The 16,938-nt window shown below is 69.1% G+C and carries 15 protein-coding genes; 2 read left to right on the top strand and 13 right to left on the bottom strand.

Annotation, left to right across the window (positions count from 1 at the left end; translation table 11 throughout):
- Position 1: 1 nt before the first annotated feature.
- Genes ctaD through ABD907_RS17855 form a run of 5 tightly spaced genes read right to left on the bottom strand, consistent with a single transcriptional unit; the run spans position 2 to position 6,751 of the window.
- A complete protein-coding gene (gene ctaD / locus ABD907_RS17835) occupies positions 2–2,518 on the bottom strand; it encodes a cytochrome c oxidase subunit I (protein ID WP_345218017.1) in 2,517 nt (838 codons plus the stop codon).
- 3 nt (positions 2,519–2,521) lie between these two features.
- The gene (gene coxB, locus ABD907_RS17840) at positions 2,522–3,676 is read right to left on the bottom strand and encodes a cytochrome c oxidase subunit II (RefSeq protein WP_345218019.1); all 1,155 of its coding nucleotides are present in this window, start codon (positions 3,674–3,676) and stop codon (positions 2,522–2,524) included.
- Complete coding sequence (locus ABD907_RS17845) at positions 3,673–4,014, bottom strand: cupredoxin domain-containing protein (RefSeq protein WP_345218020.1); 342 nt, start codon at positions 4,012–4,014, stop codon at positions 3,673–3,675. Before ABD907_RS17845 ends, coxB begins: the two co-directional genes overlap by 4 nt.
- Positions 4,011–5,783 (bottom strand): GMC family oxidoreductase, encoded by a 1,773-nt coding sequence (locus ABD907_RS17850; RefSeq protein ID WP_345218022.1) that lies wholly within the window; start codon positions 5,781–5,783, stop codon positions 4,011–4,013. The genes ABD907_RS17845 and ABD907_RS17850 overlap by 4 nt, the downstream gene beginning before the upstream one ends.
- Positions 5,783–6,751, bottom strand: a complete 969-nt coding sequence (locus tag ABD907_RS17855; protein WP_345218024.1) for a gluconate 2-dehydrogenase subunit 3 family protein — start codon at positions 6,749–6,751, stop codon at positions 5,783–5,785. The genes ABD907_RS17850 and ABD907_RS17855 overlap by 1 nt, the downstream gene beginning before the upstream one ends.
- A gap of 188 nt (positions 6,752–6,939) precedes the next feature.
- Here ABD907_RS17855 and ABD907_RS17860 point away from each other — a divergent pair, with 188 nt between their 5' ends.
- Positions 6,940–7,938, top strand: a complete 999-nt coding sequence (locus tag ABD907_RS17860) for a cytochrome c oxidase assembly protein (protein WP_345218026.1) — start codon at positions 6,940–6,942, stop codon at positions 7,936–7,938.
- A 37-nt stretch (positions 7,939–7,975) separates the two neighbouring features.
- On the opposite strand, the gene ABD907_RS17865 is transcribed toward ABD907_RS17860, so the two are convergent.
- From ABD907_RS17865 to ABD907_RS17900, 8 genes are read right to left on the bottom strand one after another with little or no spacing between them, the layout of a single operon-like run.
- The gene (locus tag ABD907_RS17865) at positions 7,976–8,581 is read right to left on the bottom strand and encodes a DUF624 domain-containing protein (RefSeq protein ID WP_345218027.1); all 606 of its coding nucleotides are present in this window, start codon (positions 8,579–8,581) and stop codon (positions 7,976–7,978) included.
- Positions 8,582–8,584: 3 nt separating this feature from the next.
- The gene (locus tag ABD907_RS17870) at positions 8,585–9,472 is read right to left on the bottom strand and encodes a carbohydrate ABC transporter permease (RefSeq protein WP_345218029.1); all 888 of its coding nucleotides are present in this window, start codon (positions 9,470–9,472) and stop codon (positions 8,585–8,587) included.
- On the bottom strand, positions 9,469–10,437 hold the full coding sequence (locus ABD907_RS17875; RefSeq protein ID WP_486334117.1) for a carbohydrate ABC transporter permease: 969 nt from the start codon (positions 10,435–10,437) through the stop codon (positions 9,469–9,471). Before ABD907_RS17875 ends, ABD907_RS17870 begins: the two co-directional genes overlap by 4 nt.
- Positions 10,434–11,729: an ABC transporter substrate-binding protein gene (locus ABD907_RS17880; RefSeq protein ID WP_345218030.1), complete on the bottom strand. Its 1,296-nt coding sequence runs from the start codon at positions 11,727–11,729 to the stop codon at positions 10,434–10,436. Before ABD907_RS17880 ends, ABD907_RS17875 begins: the two co-directional genes overlap by 4 nt.
- A gap of 32 nt (positions 11,730–11,761) precedes the next feature.
- Positions 11,762–13,363, bottom strand: a complete 1,602-nt coding sequence (locus tag ABD907_RS17885) for an apiosidase-like domain-containing protein (protein ID WP_345218032.1) — start codon at positions 13,361–13,363, stop codon at positions 11,762–11,764.
- Between the two features lie 16 nt (positions 13,364–13,379).
- Positions 13,380–14,099, bottom strand: coding sequence for a GntR family transcriptional regulator (locus ABD907_RS17890; RefSeq protein WP_345218034.1), 720 nt, complete (start codon positions 14,097–14,099; stop codon positions 13,380–13,382).
- Complete coding sequence (locus ABD907_RS17895) at positions 14,096–14,920, bottom strand: sugar phosphate isomerase/epimerase family protein (RefSeq protein ID WP_345218036.1); 825 nt, start codon at positions 14,918–14,920, stop codon at positions 14,096–14,098. Before ABD907_RS17895 ends, ABD907_RS17890 begins: the two co-directional genes overlap by 4 nt.
- Complete coding sequence (locus ABD907_RS17900) at positions 14,920–15,885, bottom strand: sugar phosphate isomerase/epimerase family protein (protein ID WP_345218038.1); 966 nt, start codon at positions 15,883–15,885, stop codon at positions 14,920–14,922. The genes ABD907_RS17895 and ABD907_RS17900 overlap by 1 nt, the downstream gene beginning before the upstream one ends.
- 106 nt (positions 15,886–15,991) lie before the next feature.
- On the opposite strand from ABD907_RS17900, the gene ABD907_RS17905 reads away from it, so the two are divergent.
- Positions 15,992–16,882: a ribokinase gene (locus tag ABD907_RS17905; protein WP_345218040.1), complete on the top strand. Its 891-nt coding sequence runs from the start codon at positions 15,992–15,994 to the stop codon at positions 16,880–16,882.
- Positions 16,883–16,938 lie beyond the last annotated feature (56 nt).

The raw sequence follows: 16,938 nt of genomic DNA on the forward strand, positions 1-16,938 counted from the left end.
GTCAGCCCACCACCACGGGGAGCAGGTCGGTCGTGATCCAGATCAGGGCCCAGCTGCCCAGCGCCAGCACCCACAGCAGCCCGGCGGCCTGCAGCAGCATCCCGGTGCGGCTGCCGCGGCGGTGCCGGTGGCGGGCGTAGAGCCCGGCGCCGGTGAGCATGACCGCACCGAGGGTGAACAGGCCCTGGAGCCCGAGGAGCAGCAGCGCCGTGGAGTCGTACGCGTGCACCTTGGGCTCCAGGTCGCTGCCGACCCAGAGCAGGACGAGCACCACCAGGGCGGCGAGCCCCGCCCCGACGGCGAGCCACCCGCCGAGCCGCTGGGCGACCAGCGTCCCGTCGTCGGCGTCGCGCACGTCCGGGTCGTCGAACCCGCGCCGGCCGCCGTGCCGGGCGGCGAGGAACGCCACCGCCAGGAGGACCAGGATGACCGCGGAGTGCCAGGGCCGGTCGAGCGTTTCGCCGTCGGGCGGCCACGCCGGGGCGTTGACCTGCAGGTAGAGGCCGCTGAAGGCGACGGTGACGACGGTGACGGCGCCGGCGATCGCCGCCGCGGCGCCGGCCCACCACGTCGTCGACGTCGGCCCCGACGGCTCGAGGTTGAAGACGCCGCCGACCGGCCCGATGACGTCGTCGCCGCGCTCGGTCTCGTTGCTGACCACCCAGCCGACGACGCCGAGCAGCACCACGGCCAGCGCCGGTCCGGCCACCAGCCACGTCTTGAGGAGCAGCCCGACGGCGACCATCGCCAGGCCGAACGCGGGCACGAAGGGCCACGGGCTCGGCAGGGGGATGTGGGTCGCGCCGTCGGGCTCGGCGGTCAGCACGGAGCTGGTCAGCGTGCGCCGCCGGTCCAGCGGTCTGTGGTCGAAGGCCTCGGTGACCTGGGGGTAGCGGTCGACGTCGTCGGGCTCGTCCCAGGCGGGGTGGCGGCTGCGCACGACCGGGTAGGCGTTCCAGTTCGCGTTCGGCGGCGGCGACGGCATCCGCCACTCGAGCGTGTCCGCCTCCCACGGGTCCTCCGGCGCCGGGCGGCCCCGCGTCCACGCGGTCATCAGGGCGACCACGACGACGACGACCCCGGCGGCGAGGATGAAGGCGCCGATCGTGGAGAGCAGGTTGAGGAAGCCGACGCCGAGCTCGCGCTCGTAGGTGTAGACGCGGCGCGGCATGCCCCACAGGCCGGACAGGTGCATCGGGAAGAAGGTGGTGTGGAAGCCGACGAACACCAGCCAGAAGGACAGGTGCCCGAGGAACCGGCTGGTCATCCTGCCGGTGAACTTGGGCCACCAGTGGAACAGTGCGGCGAAGATCGGGAACAGCACGCCGCCGATGAGCACGTAGTGGAAGTGCGCGACGACGAAGTACGTGTCGTGGACCTGGCCGTCGAACGGTGCGGCGGCCACCATGACGCCGGTGACGCCGCCGGCGACGAACGTGACGATGAACCCGAGCGCGTACATCATCGGGACCGTCAGCCGCACCGTGCCCAGCCACATGGTCGCGAGCCAGGCGAAGACCTGCAGGCCGCTGGCCAGGGCGATGGACATGCTCGCCACGGTGAAGAAGGACAGGGTCACCGGCGGCAGCCCGACGGTGTACATGTGGTGGACCCACAGCCCGAGGCTCATCACGGCGGTGGCGATGATCGCGAGGACCACCAGGGGGTAGGCCTCGAGCCGTCGCTGCGAGTGGGCGGGGACGACGTGACTGATGATCGCCGCGCCCGGCAGGAACATCACGTAGACCTCCGGGTGGCCGAAGATCCAGAACAGGTGCTGCCACAGCAGTGGGTTGCCACCGGCGTCGGAGTCGAAGAACGTCGTCCCCACGCTCCGGTCCATCTCGAGGAGGATCGAGGCCACGATCAGCGGCACGAACGCGACGACGATGAGCAGGCCCACGGCGAGCATCGACCACGCGAGGATCGGCATCCGGTTCAGCGACATCCCCGGCGCCCGGAAGCGCAGCACCGCCGTGATGATCTCCGCGGCCGCGCCGACGGCGGAGATCTCGGCGAGGGTGAGGCCGAACAGCCAGATGTCCATCGCCTGGTCGCTGAACTCCGGCCCGCTGAGAGGGACGTAGGCGAACCATCCGGCGTCGGGAACCATGTCGACGAGGAAGCTGGAGTACAGGATCAGCCCGCCGAAGAGGTAGCACCAGTAGTTGAAGGCGTTCAGCCGGGGGAAGGGCAGCTCGCGGGCGCCGAGCTGCAGCGGCAGCAGGTAGCTCGCGAGCCCTTCCAGGAACGGCACGACGAAGAGGAACATCATCGTCGAGCCGTGCATGGTGAACAGCTGGTTGTACGTCTCCGGGGCGAGGAAGTCGTTCTCCGGCTGCGCGAGCTGCGTGCGCATGAACAGCGCCTCGACCCCGCCGATGAGGAAGAGCACGAACGCCGTGATCATGAACCGGCCGCCCACGGTCTTGTGCTGGACCGACAGCAGGGCCCGAGGGCCCTTCGGCGTCGCCCAGAGGCGGTCGAAGGTCTCGGCGCGGGTCGACGTGCTCGTCACGGGCTACTCCAGGCTCTCGAGGTAGGCGAGCAGCGCCTGCAGGTCCTCACCCTCGAGGTCCGTGGCAGGCATGAGGTTGCCCGGCTTGATCGATTGCGGGTCCGTGATCCAGCCGGCGAGGTTGCCGGTGGTGTTCTGCAGAACTCCGGAGGCCAACGTCTGTCGGCTCGCCAGGTGGGTCAGGTCCGGCCCGACGTTGCCCTGCGCGGGGGTGCCGGCGACGGTGTGGCAGTACACGCACGAGGAGGACAGGAAGACCTCCTGGCCGCGGGCCACCATCTCGGAGTCCGCCTCCTCGGCCGCCGAGGGGCCGACGTCCTGGCCCGAGTCGTCCTCCCCGGACGTCGCGGTCTGGTCGCCGCCGGTCTGGTCGCCGGTCGACGCGTCGCCGGGCTGGGCGAGCATCTCCGCGGGCTCGGACTGCGCCTGCAGCCACGCCTGGTACTCGGCGGGCTCGTGCGCGACGACGACGATCCGCATCTTGGCGTGCTGTATGCCGCAGTACTCGGCGCACTGCCCCCAGTAGGTGCCCGGCTCGTCGGCGGTGACTCGCATGGTGTTGGACCGGCCGGGGACGAGGTCGACCTTCCCGCCGAGTTCGGGGACCCAGAAGCTGTGGATCACGTCGGCGGAGCTGAGCTGCAGCTCGACCTGCTCGCCCGCGGGGATGTGGATCTCGTTCGCGGTCTCGACGCCGGCCTCGGGATACTTGATCTCCCACCAGAACTGGTGACCGGTGATCTCGACGACCGCCGCCTGGTCGGAGCCGCCGCCGCTGCCGGCGGCGGCGACCGACTCGCCGTCGGCGTTGTCCCGCAGCACGACGACCGACTGGACCAGGACCACGGCGAGGATGACGGCGGGGACGATGGCGCCGGCGACCGCCACCCACAGCGTGGTCCGGCGGCCCTCGCGCTCGCGGTCCACGTCGTGCTCACGCTCGCGACGACGCCGCACGACCGCGATGACGGCGACCACGGAGACGAAGAGCCACACGGCGGTGCCGATGACGAGCATGGTCTGCCAGAGCCCGCCGATCGCGGAGGCTTCGCCGCTGCCGGGCCGCAGCGCCGACTGCTGCCCGCCGTCGCCGGCGCAGCCGCCGAGGGTGGCGACGAGCGCGAGGAGCGCGGCGGTGGTGGTGCGGCGGCGCGTCATGGCACCACCTCCACAACCCCGACCTCCTGGGCGTGGGCCTCGCAGCGGAACACGAAGGCGCCCTCCTCGCCGAAGCGGTGCGCGAAGGTCCGCCCGGGCCGCAGCCGCCCGGAGTCCCAGCCGGAGTCGGCCTCCTCGGGAGTGACGGTGTGCCACGTCGCGCCGTCGTTGACCCAGCGCACCTCCGTGCCGACGGGGACGGTGAGCGTCGAGGGCTCGAACCCGCCGTCGTCCACGCTGACGACCGCCACGTCGGGGTCGGCGGTGCAGCCCGCCAACGTCATCGCACCGGTGACGACGGCGGCGGCGAGGAGCGAGCGGCGGCGTGCGGGGCTCATGTCAGCAGCTGCCCGGGTGCGCGGAAGTACCGGTCCTTCAGGGCGTCGGCGGTCCGGTAGGCGAGCGCCGCGACCGTGCCGCTCGGGTTGGCGCCGGGGTTCTGCGGGAAGAGCGAGGCGCCGGTGACGAAGACGTTGGGGGTGTCCCAGACCTGCCCATAGCTGTTGGTGACGCTGTTGCCCGGGTCCGCGCCCATGATCGCGCCGCCGGTGGGGTGGGTGCTCTGGTACTGGTCGATGCGGTAGTCCCCGAGCTCGGGCTCGACGCTCATCCGGTCCGGGCCCATCGCGCGCATGATCTCCTCGCAGCGGGCGGCGAGGAAGCGGTAGGTCTTCTTCTCGTTCTCGGTCCAGTCGAAGGTGATCCGCAGCAACGGCTGACCCCACGCGTCGGTGTACCGGGGGTCGAGGTCCAGGAAGTTCTGCTCGTGCGCGGGGCTCTCGCCCTGCAGGTTCAGCGTGCCGACGCCGTCCCAGGACTGACCGACCATCCGTTTCCAGTCGGCGCCCCACTGCCGGTCGACGAACGGTTCGACGAGGCCGTCCATGGAGGTCACCGGCTCGCGCTCGCAGGGCTGGGAGAAGATCTGCGAGCCGCCGACGAAGCCGAGGTCGGAGTGGTCGAAGTTGTCCCCGTTGTACTCGTAGATGATGTCGATGGTGGAGGTGTTGCCCATGTAGAAGTTGAACTTCTCGTCCTCCCACAGGCCGCGCGTCGGGCTGGTGAACAGCTGGTACGTGTAGTTGCGGCCCAGCTGGCCGCGGTCGTTGCCGACCCCTTCCGGGTGAGCGTCGTTGCGGGCCAGGAAGAGGTTGCGCACGTTCTCGAGGGTGAAGGAGCACGAGATGACGACCTCCGCGGGCTGGAAGTGCTCCTCGCCGCGGGAGTCGACGTAGGTCACGCCCGTGGCTCGTCCGTCGTCGGCCAGCTCGATCCGCGTGACGTGGCTGCGGGTGCGCACCTCGTACCGGCCGGTCTCCAGCGCGACGGGCAGGTAGGTGGTCTGCGGGCTGGTCTTCGCGCCGACCTCGCACCCGAACCGGGTGCAGAAGCCGCAGTACAGGCAACCGGAGCGGACGTTGCCGAACGGGTCGGTCCAGCCGCGGGACAGGATGCCGGACGGCTGCGGGAACGGGCGGTGGCCCAGCTCGGCCGCCGCCTCGGAGAAGCGGTCGGCGTAGGCGTTCACCGCCAGCGGCGGGTTCGGGAAGGGCCGGGAGCGCGGCCCCTCGTACGGGTTGCCGCCCGGCATGATCTGCCCGCCGAGGTTCCCGGCCAGCCCCGACGCGCCGATGTCGTACTCGAACGCGTCGTAGTAGGGCTCCATCTCGTCGTAGTCGACGGGCCAGTCCTGGATGGTCATGCCGTCCGGGATGATGTCCGCGCCGTACTTCTCCTCGTAGTGGCTGCGGTAGTTGAAGTCCGTGGGCATGAAGCGCCACAGCTGTGCCGACCAGTGCACGATCGACCCGCCGAGGCCCTGGCCGGGGTGGAAGGAGCCGAACTGCCGGTAGGGCAGGGAGGGCATGTCGGCGTTGGGGCGCCAGCTCCAGGTGGACTTCGCGAGGTCCTGCATCATCGCGTAGCGGCGCGAGTAGCGCAGCGAGTCGTGGTTGTGCGCGAAGTCGGGGTACGTCCACTGGCTGGCGCCCTGCTCGATCGAGACCATCTTCAGGGACGTCTCGGGCAGGATGCGGGCGGCGATGATCGCGGCGGTGAAGCCGCCACCGATGGTGACGACGTCGACGGGATCGTGCTGGTGCGCCATCAGCGCGGACCGGAGTTCGACTGCTGCATCGGTGCGATGGCGTGCGGCTGCTGGCGCGCGGGGCTCATCGGGGGCAGACCGTGCAGGGACTGCGGCTCGCGGTCGGTGCCATTCTTCATCTCCTCCGGGGAGTAGGAGCGTTGCGGTCCGGGGTAGTCGATGAGGTTCCAGCCGGCGAGGCCGCGGTTCCCGCCGTAGACGGGATCGGCGAACATGCCCTCGATGGTGTCGCCGTAGACGGTGGCGAACAGGCCGCCGGGATCGACGTCGCCGAAGGCCTGCTCGGCCTCGTCGAGCTCGGCGTCGGTCGGGGCGTTCGAGGAGACGTTGTCGCGGCCGCCCGAGCTGCGGCGCTGCACGTGGTCCATGACGAGGAGCACGGTGTCCTGCTGGCCCTCGTCGAGGTCGAGGAACGCGGCGCTGAACCGCTGCCGGCAGTAGTCGTCGAGGGCGGGCAGCCCGTTGCGGTAGGTCTCCTGCGGCAGGGTGCCCGACTGCCAGCCGTAGCGGTACAGCTGGTCCTTCGGGACGGCCACGAGGTCGTCCGCCACCTCGTCGGGGGAGCTCTCGTAGCCGGCGGCGAAGGGCTTCTGGAGGTAGGTCGGCTCGGCGAACCTCGCGAAGTCGGCAAGCTTCTGGTCGATGTAGTTGACCACGCCGGCCTCGCGGGCGCTGGGGATCTCCTCGTCGCCGGGGATGAGCCGGGCGACGACGGCCCCGACGGTCTCGGCCTCGGCCTCGGTGAAGAACTCGTTCACCCCGAGCCTGGGAACCTGGTTGGGCGGGACCGGCTCACGGGCCGGGGCCTGCGTGTCACCCTCGGGCGGCACGGGTGCCGCCTCCTGCGCGGAGGGCCGCGGCGAGCAGGCGACCAGTGCCAGGCTGCCCAGCACCGGACCGCTGCCCAGGAAGGCCCGACGGGAGAATCCGCTTGACTCCGGCGTCTCGTCTTTCCTGCTCTCGTTCATCAGCGTCCCAGCGGATGTCGATTGCGGTGTGCGCGAACGTTGCGGTCCGGCGAACGTACAGTCGGCCCACGGGCCTCACAACTTGAACGGCATATCGGCCTGGCCGGGTGTCTTGACCGGAACTTGGCCACGACATGGTCCGGCTTGCCGCGGTCGCCGGAAGCTCCGAGGCGCCCTAGCCTCGCCTCGTGGGCACCACGGCAGCGGCCCGGTCACGGGCCTTCCTCCCGACGGCGGCGAGGTGGTGGCCACTGCCGGTGGCGGTCGCACTCGCCGTCGGGCTGGTGTGGGCGGCCCTTGCCGGAGAGATCGGCGGGACGGGCCACCATGCCGACCTTGGTCCGCCGACGCTGCAGCGCGTCCTCGGCACCGTGCGCCTCGACCCGTTCGTCGGACCGGTCTCGGTGCTCGCCCTGGTGGGCTATCTGACGGCGGTGCGCGTGCTGCGCCGGCGCGGAGACGCCTGGTCCGGTTGGCGCACCGCGGCGTGGTGCTCCGGTGTGGCGGTGGCGCTGCTCGTCACCTGCACCGGTGTGGGCGCGTACGCGATGGCGCTGTTCAGCGTGCACATGGTCCAGCACATGACGTTGAACATGGTGGTCCCGGCGCTGCTCGTGCTCGGCGGTCCGGTGACCCTGGCGCTGCGGGCGCTGCCGGTGGGCGGGCGGCGGACGCTGCTGCGGGTCCTGCACTCGCCGTCGGCCCGCTTCTACACCCGGCCGGCCGTGGCGGCCGGGATCTTCACGGTGAGCGTGTACGTGCTCTACCTCAGCCCGCTGTTCGGGTTCCTGATGAGCTCGGCGTGGGGGCACATGCTCATGGAGGCCCACTTCCTCGCCTCAGGTCTGATGTTCTTCTTCCTCATGGTGGGCGTCGACCCGGCGCCGCGCCGCCCGTCCGAGCTGGCCCGCATCCCGGTGCTGGTGGTCGTGATGATCCTGCACGGGCTGTTCTCGGCGGTGCTGGTCTTCAGCACGACCGTCATCGGTGCGGGTTACCTGCAGAGCGTCGACCGCGACTGGGGACCGTCGCTGCTGGCCGACCAGCACCTCGGCGGCGCGATCGCCTGGGTGGTGGGGGAGCTGCCCGTGGTCGCGCTCGTCATCGTGCTGCTGATGCGGTGGTTCGCGGCGGCCGACCGTGCGGACCGCGTGGCCGAGCGCCGGCGGGGACGCGAGGTCGGATGAAGCGACGCGACGCGACGCGGGCTGTTCTGGGCTGAACTCATCGACCCGTCGGGGCGGGTTCAGGCGATGAGATCAGGGGCGCCACGCGCAGCCGCCAGCTCAACGCTGCGGCATGGGCGACGAGAACGGGCACGACTAGAACGGTGACGGGAACCGCTACGACGAGCGCAGCGCCGAGGGCAGCCGCGAGCAGCGTCTGAACCACGACGCCCGGTCTTGCCGCCGGGATCCGCGCGGCTATTCGCACCAGGGCCCATGGCGTGTGCGAGTTCGCGCGATCGATCACGCTGGCGAGCACCGCGCCGAGACTGAGGTGGGCGACACCGAGCAGGATGAGCACCACGCGCACGGGCGTCGTCAGCTGGCCCATCGAGCTGACCAGCATGAAGTCGACTGTCAGCAGCGCGCTCACCGCGATCCAGATCCAGCCGAGGAGCGTCGCCGTCATGAGGCTGGCCCGCAGCCGGCCGACGAAGTCCCTGGCGATCGCCGGCGCCTCGCGCCGCTGGATGGCAGCGGCCGTGCCCACCATCGCCACTGTCGCGGCCGGCAGCGCGATGATGGTCAGGCTGGCCACCAGCCAGAGGACGTTGAGCCACAGCGCGTCCGCGATCGACCGGCACAAAGCCCCGAACCAGTTCATCGGTCAGCCCTTCAGCCCTGATGTGGCGATGCCCTCGACGATCTGGCGTTGAAAGATCATGAAGATCACCACCAGGGGCACGAGCGAGAGCGCGCTCATGGCGAACATCGGTCCCCACGATGACTGCCCCGTCGTGTCCAGAAAGGCACGCAGGGCCAACGGCACCGTGTAAAGGTCCCGGCTGGAGAGGTAGATCAGCTGCGAGAAGAAGTCGTTGTAGGTCCAGATGAACGTGAAGATCGCCCCGGTCACCAAGGCCGGCGTCAGCAGCGGGAGGATGATCGACAGGTAGATCCGTCCAGGCCCGGCACCGTCGAGCTTCGCCGCATCGTCCAGCTCGGCGGGTATTCCCCGGATGAACTGGACGAACAAGAAGATGAAGAAGGCGTCCGTGGCCAGCAGCTTCGGCACGATCAGTGGCAGATACGTGTCGACCCAGCCGAGCTCGAAGAACAGCGTGTACTGCGGAATCAGCGTGACGTGGTGGGGCAGCATGATGGTGCCGAGCATGATCACGAACCACAGGCCCTTGGCACGGAACCTGAGCCGGGCGAAGGCGTAGGCGGTCAGCGAGCAGGAAACGAGATTGCCGACCACCGCGCCGGCGCACACGATGAACGAGTTCAAGAAGAACTCGCCGAAGGGGGTCTGTAGCCCAAACCAGCCTTCGGCGTAGTTGTTCAGATCCCACTGATGTGGAAGCAGGCCCACCTCGGTAAAGATCTCGGTGTCGGGTTTCAGCGAGGCGCCGAACATCCACACCACGGGATAGACCATGGCCAGCGCACCGGCCGAGACGAGGGCGTAGAGCGCGATCCGCCGAGCGGTCGGGCGCCGACGCGCTCGTGCCAGGTCTGCCGCGGATTCCATGCGTCTGGTCAGCGTCGTCACGATCGCCCTCCGTCCTCGTAGTGCACCCAGTAGCGGCCGATGAGAAAGTTCGCCGCGGTGAACAGACCGATCACGCCCAGCAAGACCCACGCCAGGGCTGAGGCGTAGCCCATGCGGAAGTTCGCGAAGGCTTCTTGGTACAGATAGAGCGTGTAGAAAAGCGTCGAGTCCAACGGCCCGCCGGTGCCTTCGCTGATGATGAAGGCGCTGTTGAATGCCTGGAAGGCGCCGATCAGCTGAAGGATCATGTTGAGGAAGATCACCGGCGTCAACAACGGGATGGTGATCCGGAAGAACTGCGCCACCCTGCCGGCGCCGTCGATCGAGGATGCCTCGTAATAGTCTCGGGGAATCTGCCGCAGCCCCGCCAGGAAGATCACCATGGGAGAACCGAACTCCCAGACCCGCAGCAGGATCAGCGTGTACAACGCATAGTCGGGATCGGCGATCCAGCTCGGCGCGTCCTGCCAGCCGAAGAACGCGAGGATCACGTTGAAGATGCCCTCGCGGCCGAACACCTGCCGCCACAGCACGGCGATGGCCACACTTCCCGCCAGCATGCTCGGCAGGTAGTAGAGCGCGCGATACAGGCCGAGTCCTCGCATGCCGCGGTTGAGCAGCAATGCCACGGCCAAGGCGAACACCAGCTGCAGCGGTACCCCGATGAACACGTACCGCAGGGTCACGCTCATCGCGGACAGGAAGCGCGGATCGTCGGTGAACATGCGCTCGTAGTTCGCGGTCCCGATCCAGGTGGAGTCGCTGAGGAGCGCGAAGTCGGTGAACGAGTAGTACAGGGACAACGCCATCGGACCCGCGGTGAGCACGAGGAGACCGGCGAACCACGGCGACAGGAAGAGATATCCCCAGCGGTTCTCCTGGCTCCCCTTGCGGCCGTTCTTCTCGCCAGTCGGGCCGGAGGGCGGTGTCGTCACCGTCTCGCGCCGGTGCAGCATCGTCGTCATGCCGGGCTCCGCGTCACACTCTCCGCCCGCTCGAAGAAGACGTCCACGGCCTCCGACACCGACGACCGGCCGAACCGGTGGTCCTCGACCGCCGTCGTGAAGGCCTGGTCGACGTCCGGGAACGACGGGGGGAACTCGCGTGCGAGGGGGATCGCAGGGTCAGCCAGGTCCTCGGTGACCATGTCGACGTAGTCGATGAAGTTCTGCTCCGCGTCGCTGTAGTCGAGCGAGCCCCGCAGCTCACGGTTGGGCGGCGCGCCCATCTCGGCGCCGAGGATCCCGGCGCCCTCCGGATCGTTGAGGACGAAGTCCAGGAAGCCCGCCGCGACATCGGGGTTGTCGGTGCGGCTGTAGACCCCCACCCAGTTCGAGCCGCGGATGAAGTGCCCGCTGCCCGCGCCCTCCGGGTCGACGGGGATCGTGGTCAGCTGCAGCTTCGCCTCGGTCAGCGACTGCATCGAGGCCAGTGCGTTGGCATAGGTCTGGTGGTTCGGGACGTACCCACGGATCAGTGACGAGGCCTCGAACGTTCCTCCCGCCTCGGCCGTGATCTCCGCCGGCGGGGCGGCGCCCTCGTCGCGGAACATCTGCCACAGCTCCATCCAGTCCGTGAGGTCGGACTTGTCGAAGCCCAGCGCGCCCGACTCGTCGAAGGAGTACTTGCCGCGCTGCAACAGCCACACCTTGAAGATCTGGTCGAGCTGTGCGGACCGATCGTCCGTGCCGTAGAAGTCTCCGTCGACCGCGCGCGTGATGTCCGCACTCAGCGTCAGGAGGTCCTCCCAGGTGTGGCCGGGCTCGGGCAGGCTGAAGCCGAGGCTGTCCAGAAGGTCGACGTCGTACATCGAGCCGTGCACGTTGTCGCCGAAGCTCAGGCCCCGTACCGTCCCTTCGATTCGGCCCAGGTCGACCTGGCCCTCGGAGAAGGCACTGGTGTCGAGCGTGTCACCGATGTAGGTGTCGAGGTCGACCAGCGCGTTCTGCCTGCCGAACTGCGGGACCGCGGAGTGGAAGAGCCCCATCAAGGCGGGCGCGTTTCCGCCGCTGACCTGGGTGGCCAGGCGGTCGAGGTAGGCGTCGTTGCTGGCACCGTCCATCGTGAACGTCCAGTCAGGCTGGTGCTCGGCGTAGGCGGTGAACGCCTCTTCGAAGAGGGAAATGCGGTGCGTGGACCCGTACTGGGCCATGCGCATGGTGCCCGAGCCGCTGCCGGACCCACTGTTGCCACACCCGGCGAGCACGACTCCGCCCATCAGTGCGGCGCTGCTCAGCAAAAAGTTACGACGATCCATGACATCTCCTTCGATGGCTCAGACTTGGTTGACTAGTACGTGACGTACAGGACTGCGGCGTCGCCCGCGCTGGGCGGCCGGCAGCTCATGACTCGCGCTCCGTCGCGCGCGACAGGTCCGGCCTCACGGTGGCCGGTGTAGGGGTCCCACCACTCGCACCTTGCGGGCACACGACTCTCAGGAAGCTCCAGCTCGAACTCGTGCCCGCTCTGGCTGTAGACGACGTACTCGCTTCCCTCGTTCGCCCGGGCGTACACGTCGGTTGCCTCGCTGCGCACCAGCTCGGGTGCGGGCCGGAGCAGCCAGTACCGCGTCATCTTCCAGAAGTCGGCCAGCACCCGGATGGCGGCGTATCCGGGCGGAGTCGGGTCCGGGACGAACAAGCTCCAGGCCGTGTTGCGGTAGTAGTAGTTCGGGTAGGCGCCACCCATGGTCACCTGCCAGTGCCGACGCGTGACCTCGCGCCAGTCCTGGTCGTGGTCCTCCGCGTCCGAGGGCAGGTCGTCCAGGCCGGACTCGTAGGCGAACTCGATGTTGATGTACGGCTTGGCGAACCGGGTCGTGCGTGTGAGCGCGTCGTTGTAGATGTCCAGCAGAACCTGGTCGGAGATGACGTCGACCACGTTGTCGAGCAGATCCTTGTCCGGGTCTGCGTAGCGGCGGCTGGATTCGCCCCAGTCGTGTCCGGGCGGAATGTTCACGTCGTGTGCGGTGAGTAGCCGCCGGTACCCGTCGTGCCGGCGGATCAGCGCGAGCCGCCGCCAGATGTAGTCGGCGCTCTGGTGGTAGGACTCCTTGGCGGTGTCCCAGAAGATCGAGGTGAACGCCTGGTAGCGCGCGACCATGTATCGCCAGTACCGGTCATCATCGGGCGAACCCAGCTCCGGCCAGTTCACGTCCTTGTTGTAGACGTGCAGCATCAGATGCACGATCAGCCCGCGGCGATCCAGCTCCGCGACGACCCTGTCCATGTGCTCGAAGAAGTCAGGGTCGAAGCTCCCGTAGTCGGGCGCCTCGTTGCCGCCGACCCAGGGCGCGAACGACGGGACGATCCACCGGGGATCGGACTCGAGGTCCTCGGGCACGTGTCGGCGGAAGGAGTGGGCGTACGCGTTGACCGTCACCATCGTGAAGCCGACGTCCTGGATGGTGTCGAGGAAGGCCGTGACCCGTGCGAGAGAATGGTCGCGCTGATCGATCATCAGCAGCCAGTCGACCTCGTAGCCGATCGGGAAGAACCGCGTGCCGTCGGCGAACACCAGGCTGCGGGGGTGCTCCTTGTCGACGGTCGGCCCGCCACGCCGCTCGCTGCCGGCGGCTCCTACCGTGGCCTGAAAGCTCACCGCAGCCAGGTTCAGTTCACCGGCCTCGCTGACCGTCACGGACCAGGTACCTGACTGGGGAAAGCTGACCCGGGCGATGTGGCCACGGCGGGAGTCCCAGAAGGCCGGCACGGTGACGACCGCTCCCTCGGGCCCGTTCAGCGTGACACGTACCGCGGCGTCGAACGGGTTGCCCGGTCCGGGCTCCTCGCAGAGCAGTAAGTCGACCACCTCGTGCTGGCCGACGGTGAGAGTCGTCCCCGGGGAGAAGGTCGGCAGGTCGGTCGTGGAGGGTTCAGACGTCGTCGTCATGATCTTTTCTCGGCAATCACTCGGAGATGGTGGTGGTACGGCTGAGCGGCTGCGACATCGGCGGCCCGGCGAGCGCTGGAAAGCTCATGCGCAAGAAGCGGACGTTCTCTTCGCGGACGCGGCGTAGGTGCGCGGCGTGCCGGTCTCGGGCCATCGCGGGGTCGCGGTCCAGCAGTGCCGAGACCACGTCCCGGTGCTCCTGCGCCGAGACCTGGGCGCCCTCGGGATGGAGGTTCAGCGACAGGAATCGCACCCGATCGATGACCGTGCCGACCCGGTTCAGCATCGACGACGCGAGCTCGCGCCCGGCATAACGGTGGACCAGTCCGTGGAACGCCTCGTCTCCGGCCGCCCAGCTGCTCTGGTCTCCGCTGACGGCCGCGGCTTCCATCTGCTCCACGGCTTCGACGATTTCCGCGAGCTGATTCTGGGTTGCGTTCAGGGCGAGCCGCTCGACCAGCATCGACTCGAGGGCCTCGGCGATCTCGTAGGCCTCCTCGACGACCTCCACGGTGAGGGGAGGCACCCAAGCCGCCCGGCCGTCCGTGAAGTCAACGAGCCCTTCGGTCTTCAGCCGGGTAAGCGCGGCCCGAATCGGCGTACGGCTCACGCCGAGCTCATCGGCGAGACGGACGCTGGTGAGCCGTTCCCCGGGGGCGTACCGGCCGCGCAAGATCGCCTCGCGAAGTCGGGTATAGGTCTGTTCTGCGACAGAAGCGGCGACGGCGGGGGTCATGCGGGGACCTCGTCTGCCGCTCCGATGAAGCGGCGAGCGTGCTCGACGGCGCTGGTTCGCCACATCGTCTCGAGCTCGATGCTTTCCTCGATGCTGCCCAGGCGTGGGCTCCACTGCTCGAGGACGACGCCGACGTCGGTCCGGCCGAGCTCGTTCAGTGTTCGCAGGAGGTCGTCGATCCGCGTGCGTCCCTGACCCAGGGGGCGGCCGACGATCCTGGCTCCCACGCCGTCCGGGTCCGGCTCGATGTCGTAGTCCTTGAGATGCACGCCGATCGCCCACGGCGCCAAGGCCGTGACGGTCTCCTGCGGCCACTCGCCGCAGACGATGGAGTTCGCGACGTCAACGATCACGCCGACACCTGGTTCACCCACATCGCGCAGGATCTTGAGCATCTGCGGGCTGGTGGTCAGGAAATGGTTCTCGATCCCGATGCCGATGGCGGCTCGTTCGTAGTCGGCGGCGACCTCACCGAGAGCTCGCGCCGCCGACCGATCGTCGACGGCCTCGGCGTCCTCGTGCAGCACCACCCGAACGACATCGGCTTCGAGCCGCTGCGCGATGTCCAGGTACCGCCTCAGCAGTGCCGTTCGCGCTCCGGTGAATCCGACCTGGAGCCGAACATCACGGTGCGCCGCGTGCGCGCGCAGTGCCGTGAGCTGGCCGGCGTCCATCGCATCGAGCTCCCGGTTGTCGGCGATCTGCAGCAGGGTGCAGCCGAGTCGTGCGGTCTCGTCGATCATCTGGGCACAGCTGGACGCACGCGGCGCCGAGGGGCCCGTCGCCCAGCGGAAGGCGTAGCTGCCGATCCCGACCTCCATCAGTGCGTCACCAGGGTGGCCAGGAGCTCGGCTGTCGCCTCCGCGGGAGAGACGTTCTTGATGAGGTGCTCCATCCGGTCGCGTCCCACCTGATCGAGGAGCGCCACGAGAGAATCCATCGATCGGAGGGTGGCGTCGAAGGCTGCCACGGGGTCGCCGTGCTTGGTGAAGACGTCATAGGCCATCCACCCTTCCCACCCGATCCGGTCGAGGTAGAAGAGGGTCTCGACCATCTCCCACAAGTTGACCGAACCCGGGACCATGTCCCAGTCCCAACCACGGTTGTTGTCGTTGAAGTGGACGTAGAACAGCCGGCCCGCGTCATGGGCCATGACGGCGCTCATGGCAGGTGTCTCGCCAGCGATCAGGGCGTGGCCCACGTCCATGGTGACGCCGAGGTTGTCCGCGCCGACGCGGTCGCACAGGTGCAGCGTGGTGGCCACGTCTGGCACGACGATGTGTGCCCGAGACTCGAAGGGCTTGTACTCCACGCTCACGCGGACGTCGTCGCGGTGCGCGCACGCCTCGCGCAGGCCCTCGATCAGCCAGCGCCACTGCGCGTTGTAGTCCACCTGGAAGCTGTAGTCCCAGCCATCCATCAGGGGACACACCGTCACGAGATCGGTCCCGAGGGACGCCGCCATGTCCATCGCTGACTGCAGAGACTCGACGGCACGTCGACGGACGTCGACGTCGGGGTTCGTGAAGGAGCCGTCGCGCCACACCTGCTCGGACTTCACGTTGAGGTTCACGGCCGAGACGGCCAGGCCCGTGTCCGCGACCAGCTGTGCGGTCTGGTCACGATCCTGGAGGTCGGCCGGGTAGACGAGCTCCACGCCTGCGGCACCTTCCAGCGCGGCGGCCTGCTTGATGCGCTGCTCGAGCGGGACTGCCGGTTGGAACTCGGTGAAGCGATCGGCGTAGCGGTCGAGAATCCCGACCATGATGGAGTGGTGAAGCCTCATTGCTTGGATACCTTTCTGGATCCACTTTGGGATACAAATGGACCATAGCAGGGTTCCGCCGCCCCTCCAAGACCTCCTGCTCGCCGGTTGCTCATAGGCTGTCGGGATGACAGGCAGCGTGGTCGTGGTGGGCAGCGCCAACGTCGACGTCGTGGTCGACGTCCCCCGCCACCCGCAGGGCGGCGAGACCATCCTCGGCGGCAACCTGCGGCGCACGCCGGGCGGCAAGGGCGCGAACCAGGCCGTGGCGGCTGCGCGGGCCGGGGGAGCGGACGTCTCGTTCGTCGGAGCCCTCGGCCGAGACGACGACGCACAGCTGCTGCTGGATTCGCTCACCGGCGCCGGCGTCCGCACGGACCTCGTCCGCGCGAGCGATGCAGCCACCGGCACGGCACTGATCTCGGTGACCGGCGAGGGCGAGAACACGATCATCGTCGCGCCGGGAGCGAACTCCGCCGTCGCGGTCGACGACGAGGTGACCGGCAGGATCCGTCAGGCGGACGTCGTCCTCGCCCAGCTCGAGATCCCGCTCGACGTCGTGCTCGCGGCCGCCCGGGCACGGTCATCTGCCAGGTTCGTCCTCAACGCCGCGCCGTCCCGAGCGCTGCCCGAGGAGCTGCTCGCGGCGGTCGACGTCCTGATCGTCAACGAGCACGAGGCCCGCGACCTGGCCGGCACCGACGGCGATCCGGAAAGTCTCGCGGCGACGCTGCTCGAGAAGGTGGCGACCGTCGTCGTCACGCTGGGCGCCGCGGGCGCCCTGATCGCCGAACGGGATGCGGAACCGGTGCACGTCCCGGCGCCGACCGTGACCGCCGTGGACACCACCGGCGCGGGCGACGCCTTCTGCGGCGTCTTCGCCGCCGCCCTCGCGAACGGCACCAGCACGCACGACGCCGCCCGTGTGGCCTGCGTCGCGGGCGCCCTGGCGGCGACCCGCCCCGGCGCGCAGGCGGCGATGCCCGCCGTCGAGGACGTGAGCGCCGCCGCGAGGTGACGACGCCCCCGCAGCTCGCCGGAGCGACCTGCGGGGGCGTCGTGGAGCGATGCTCT

This window comes from Georgenia halophila, assembly GCF_039541595.1.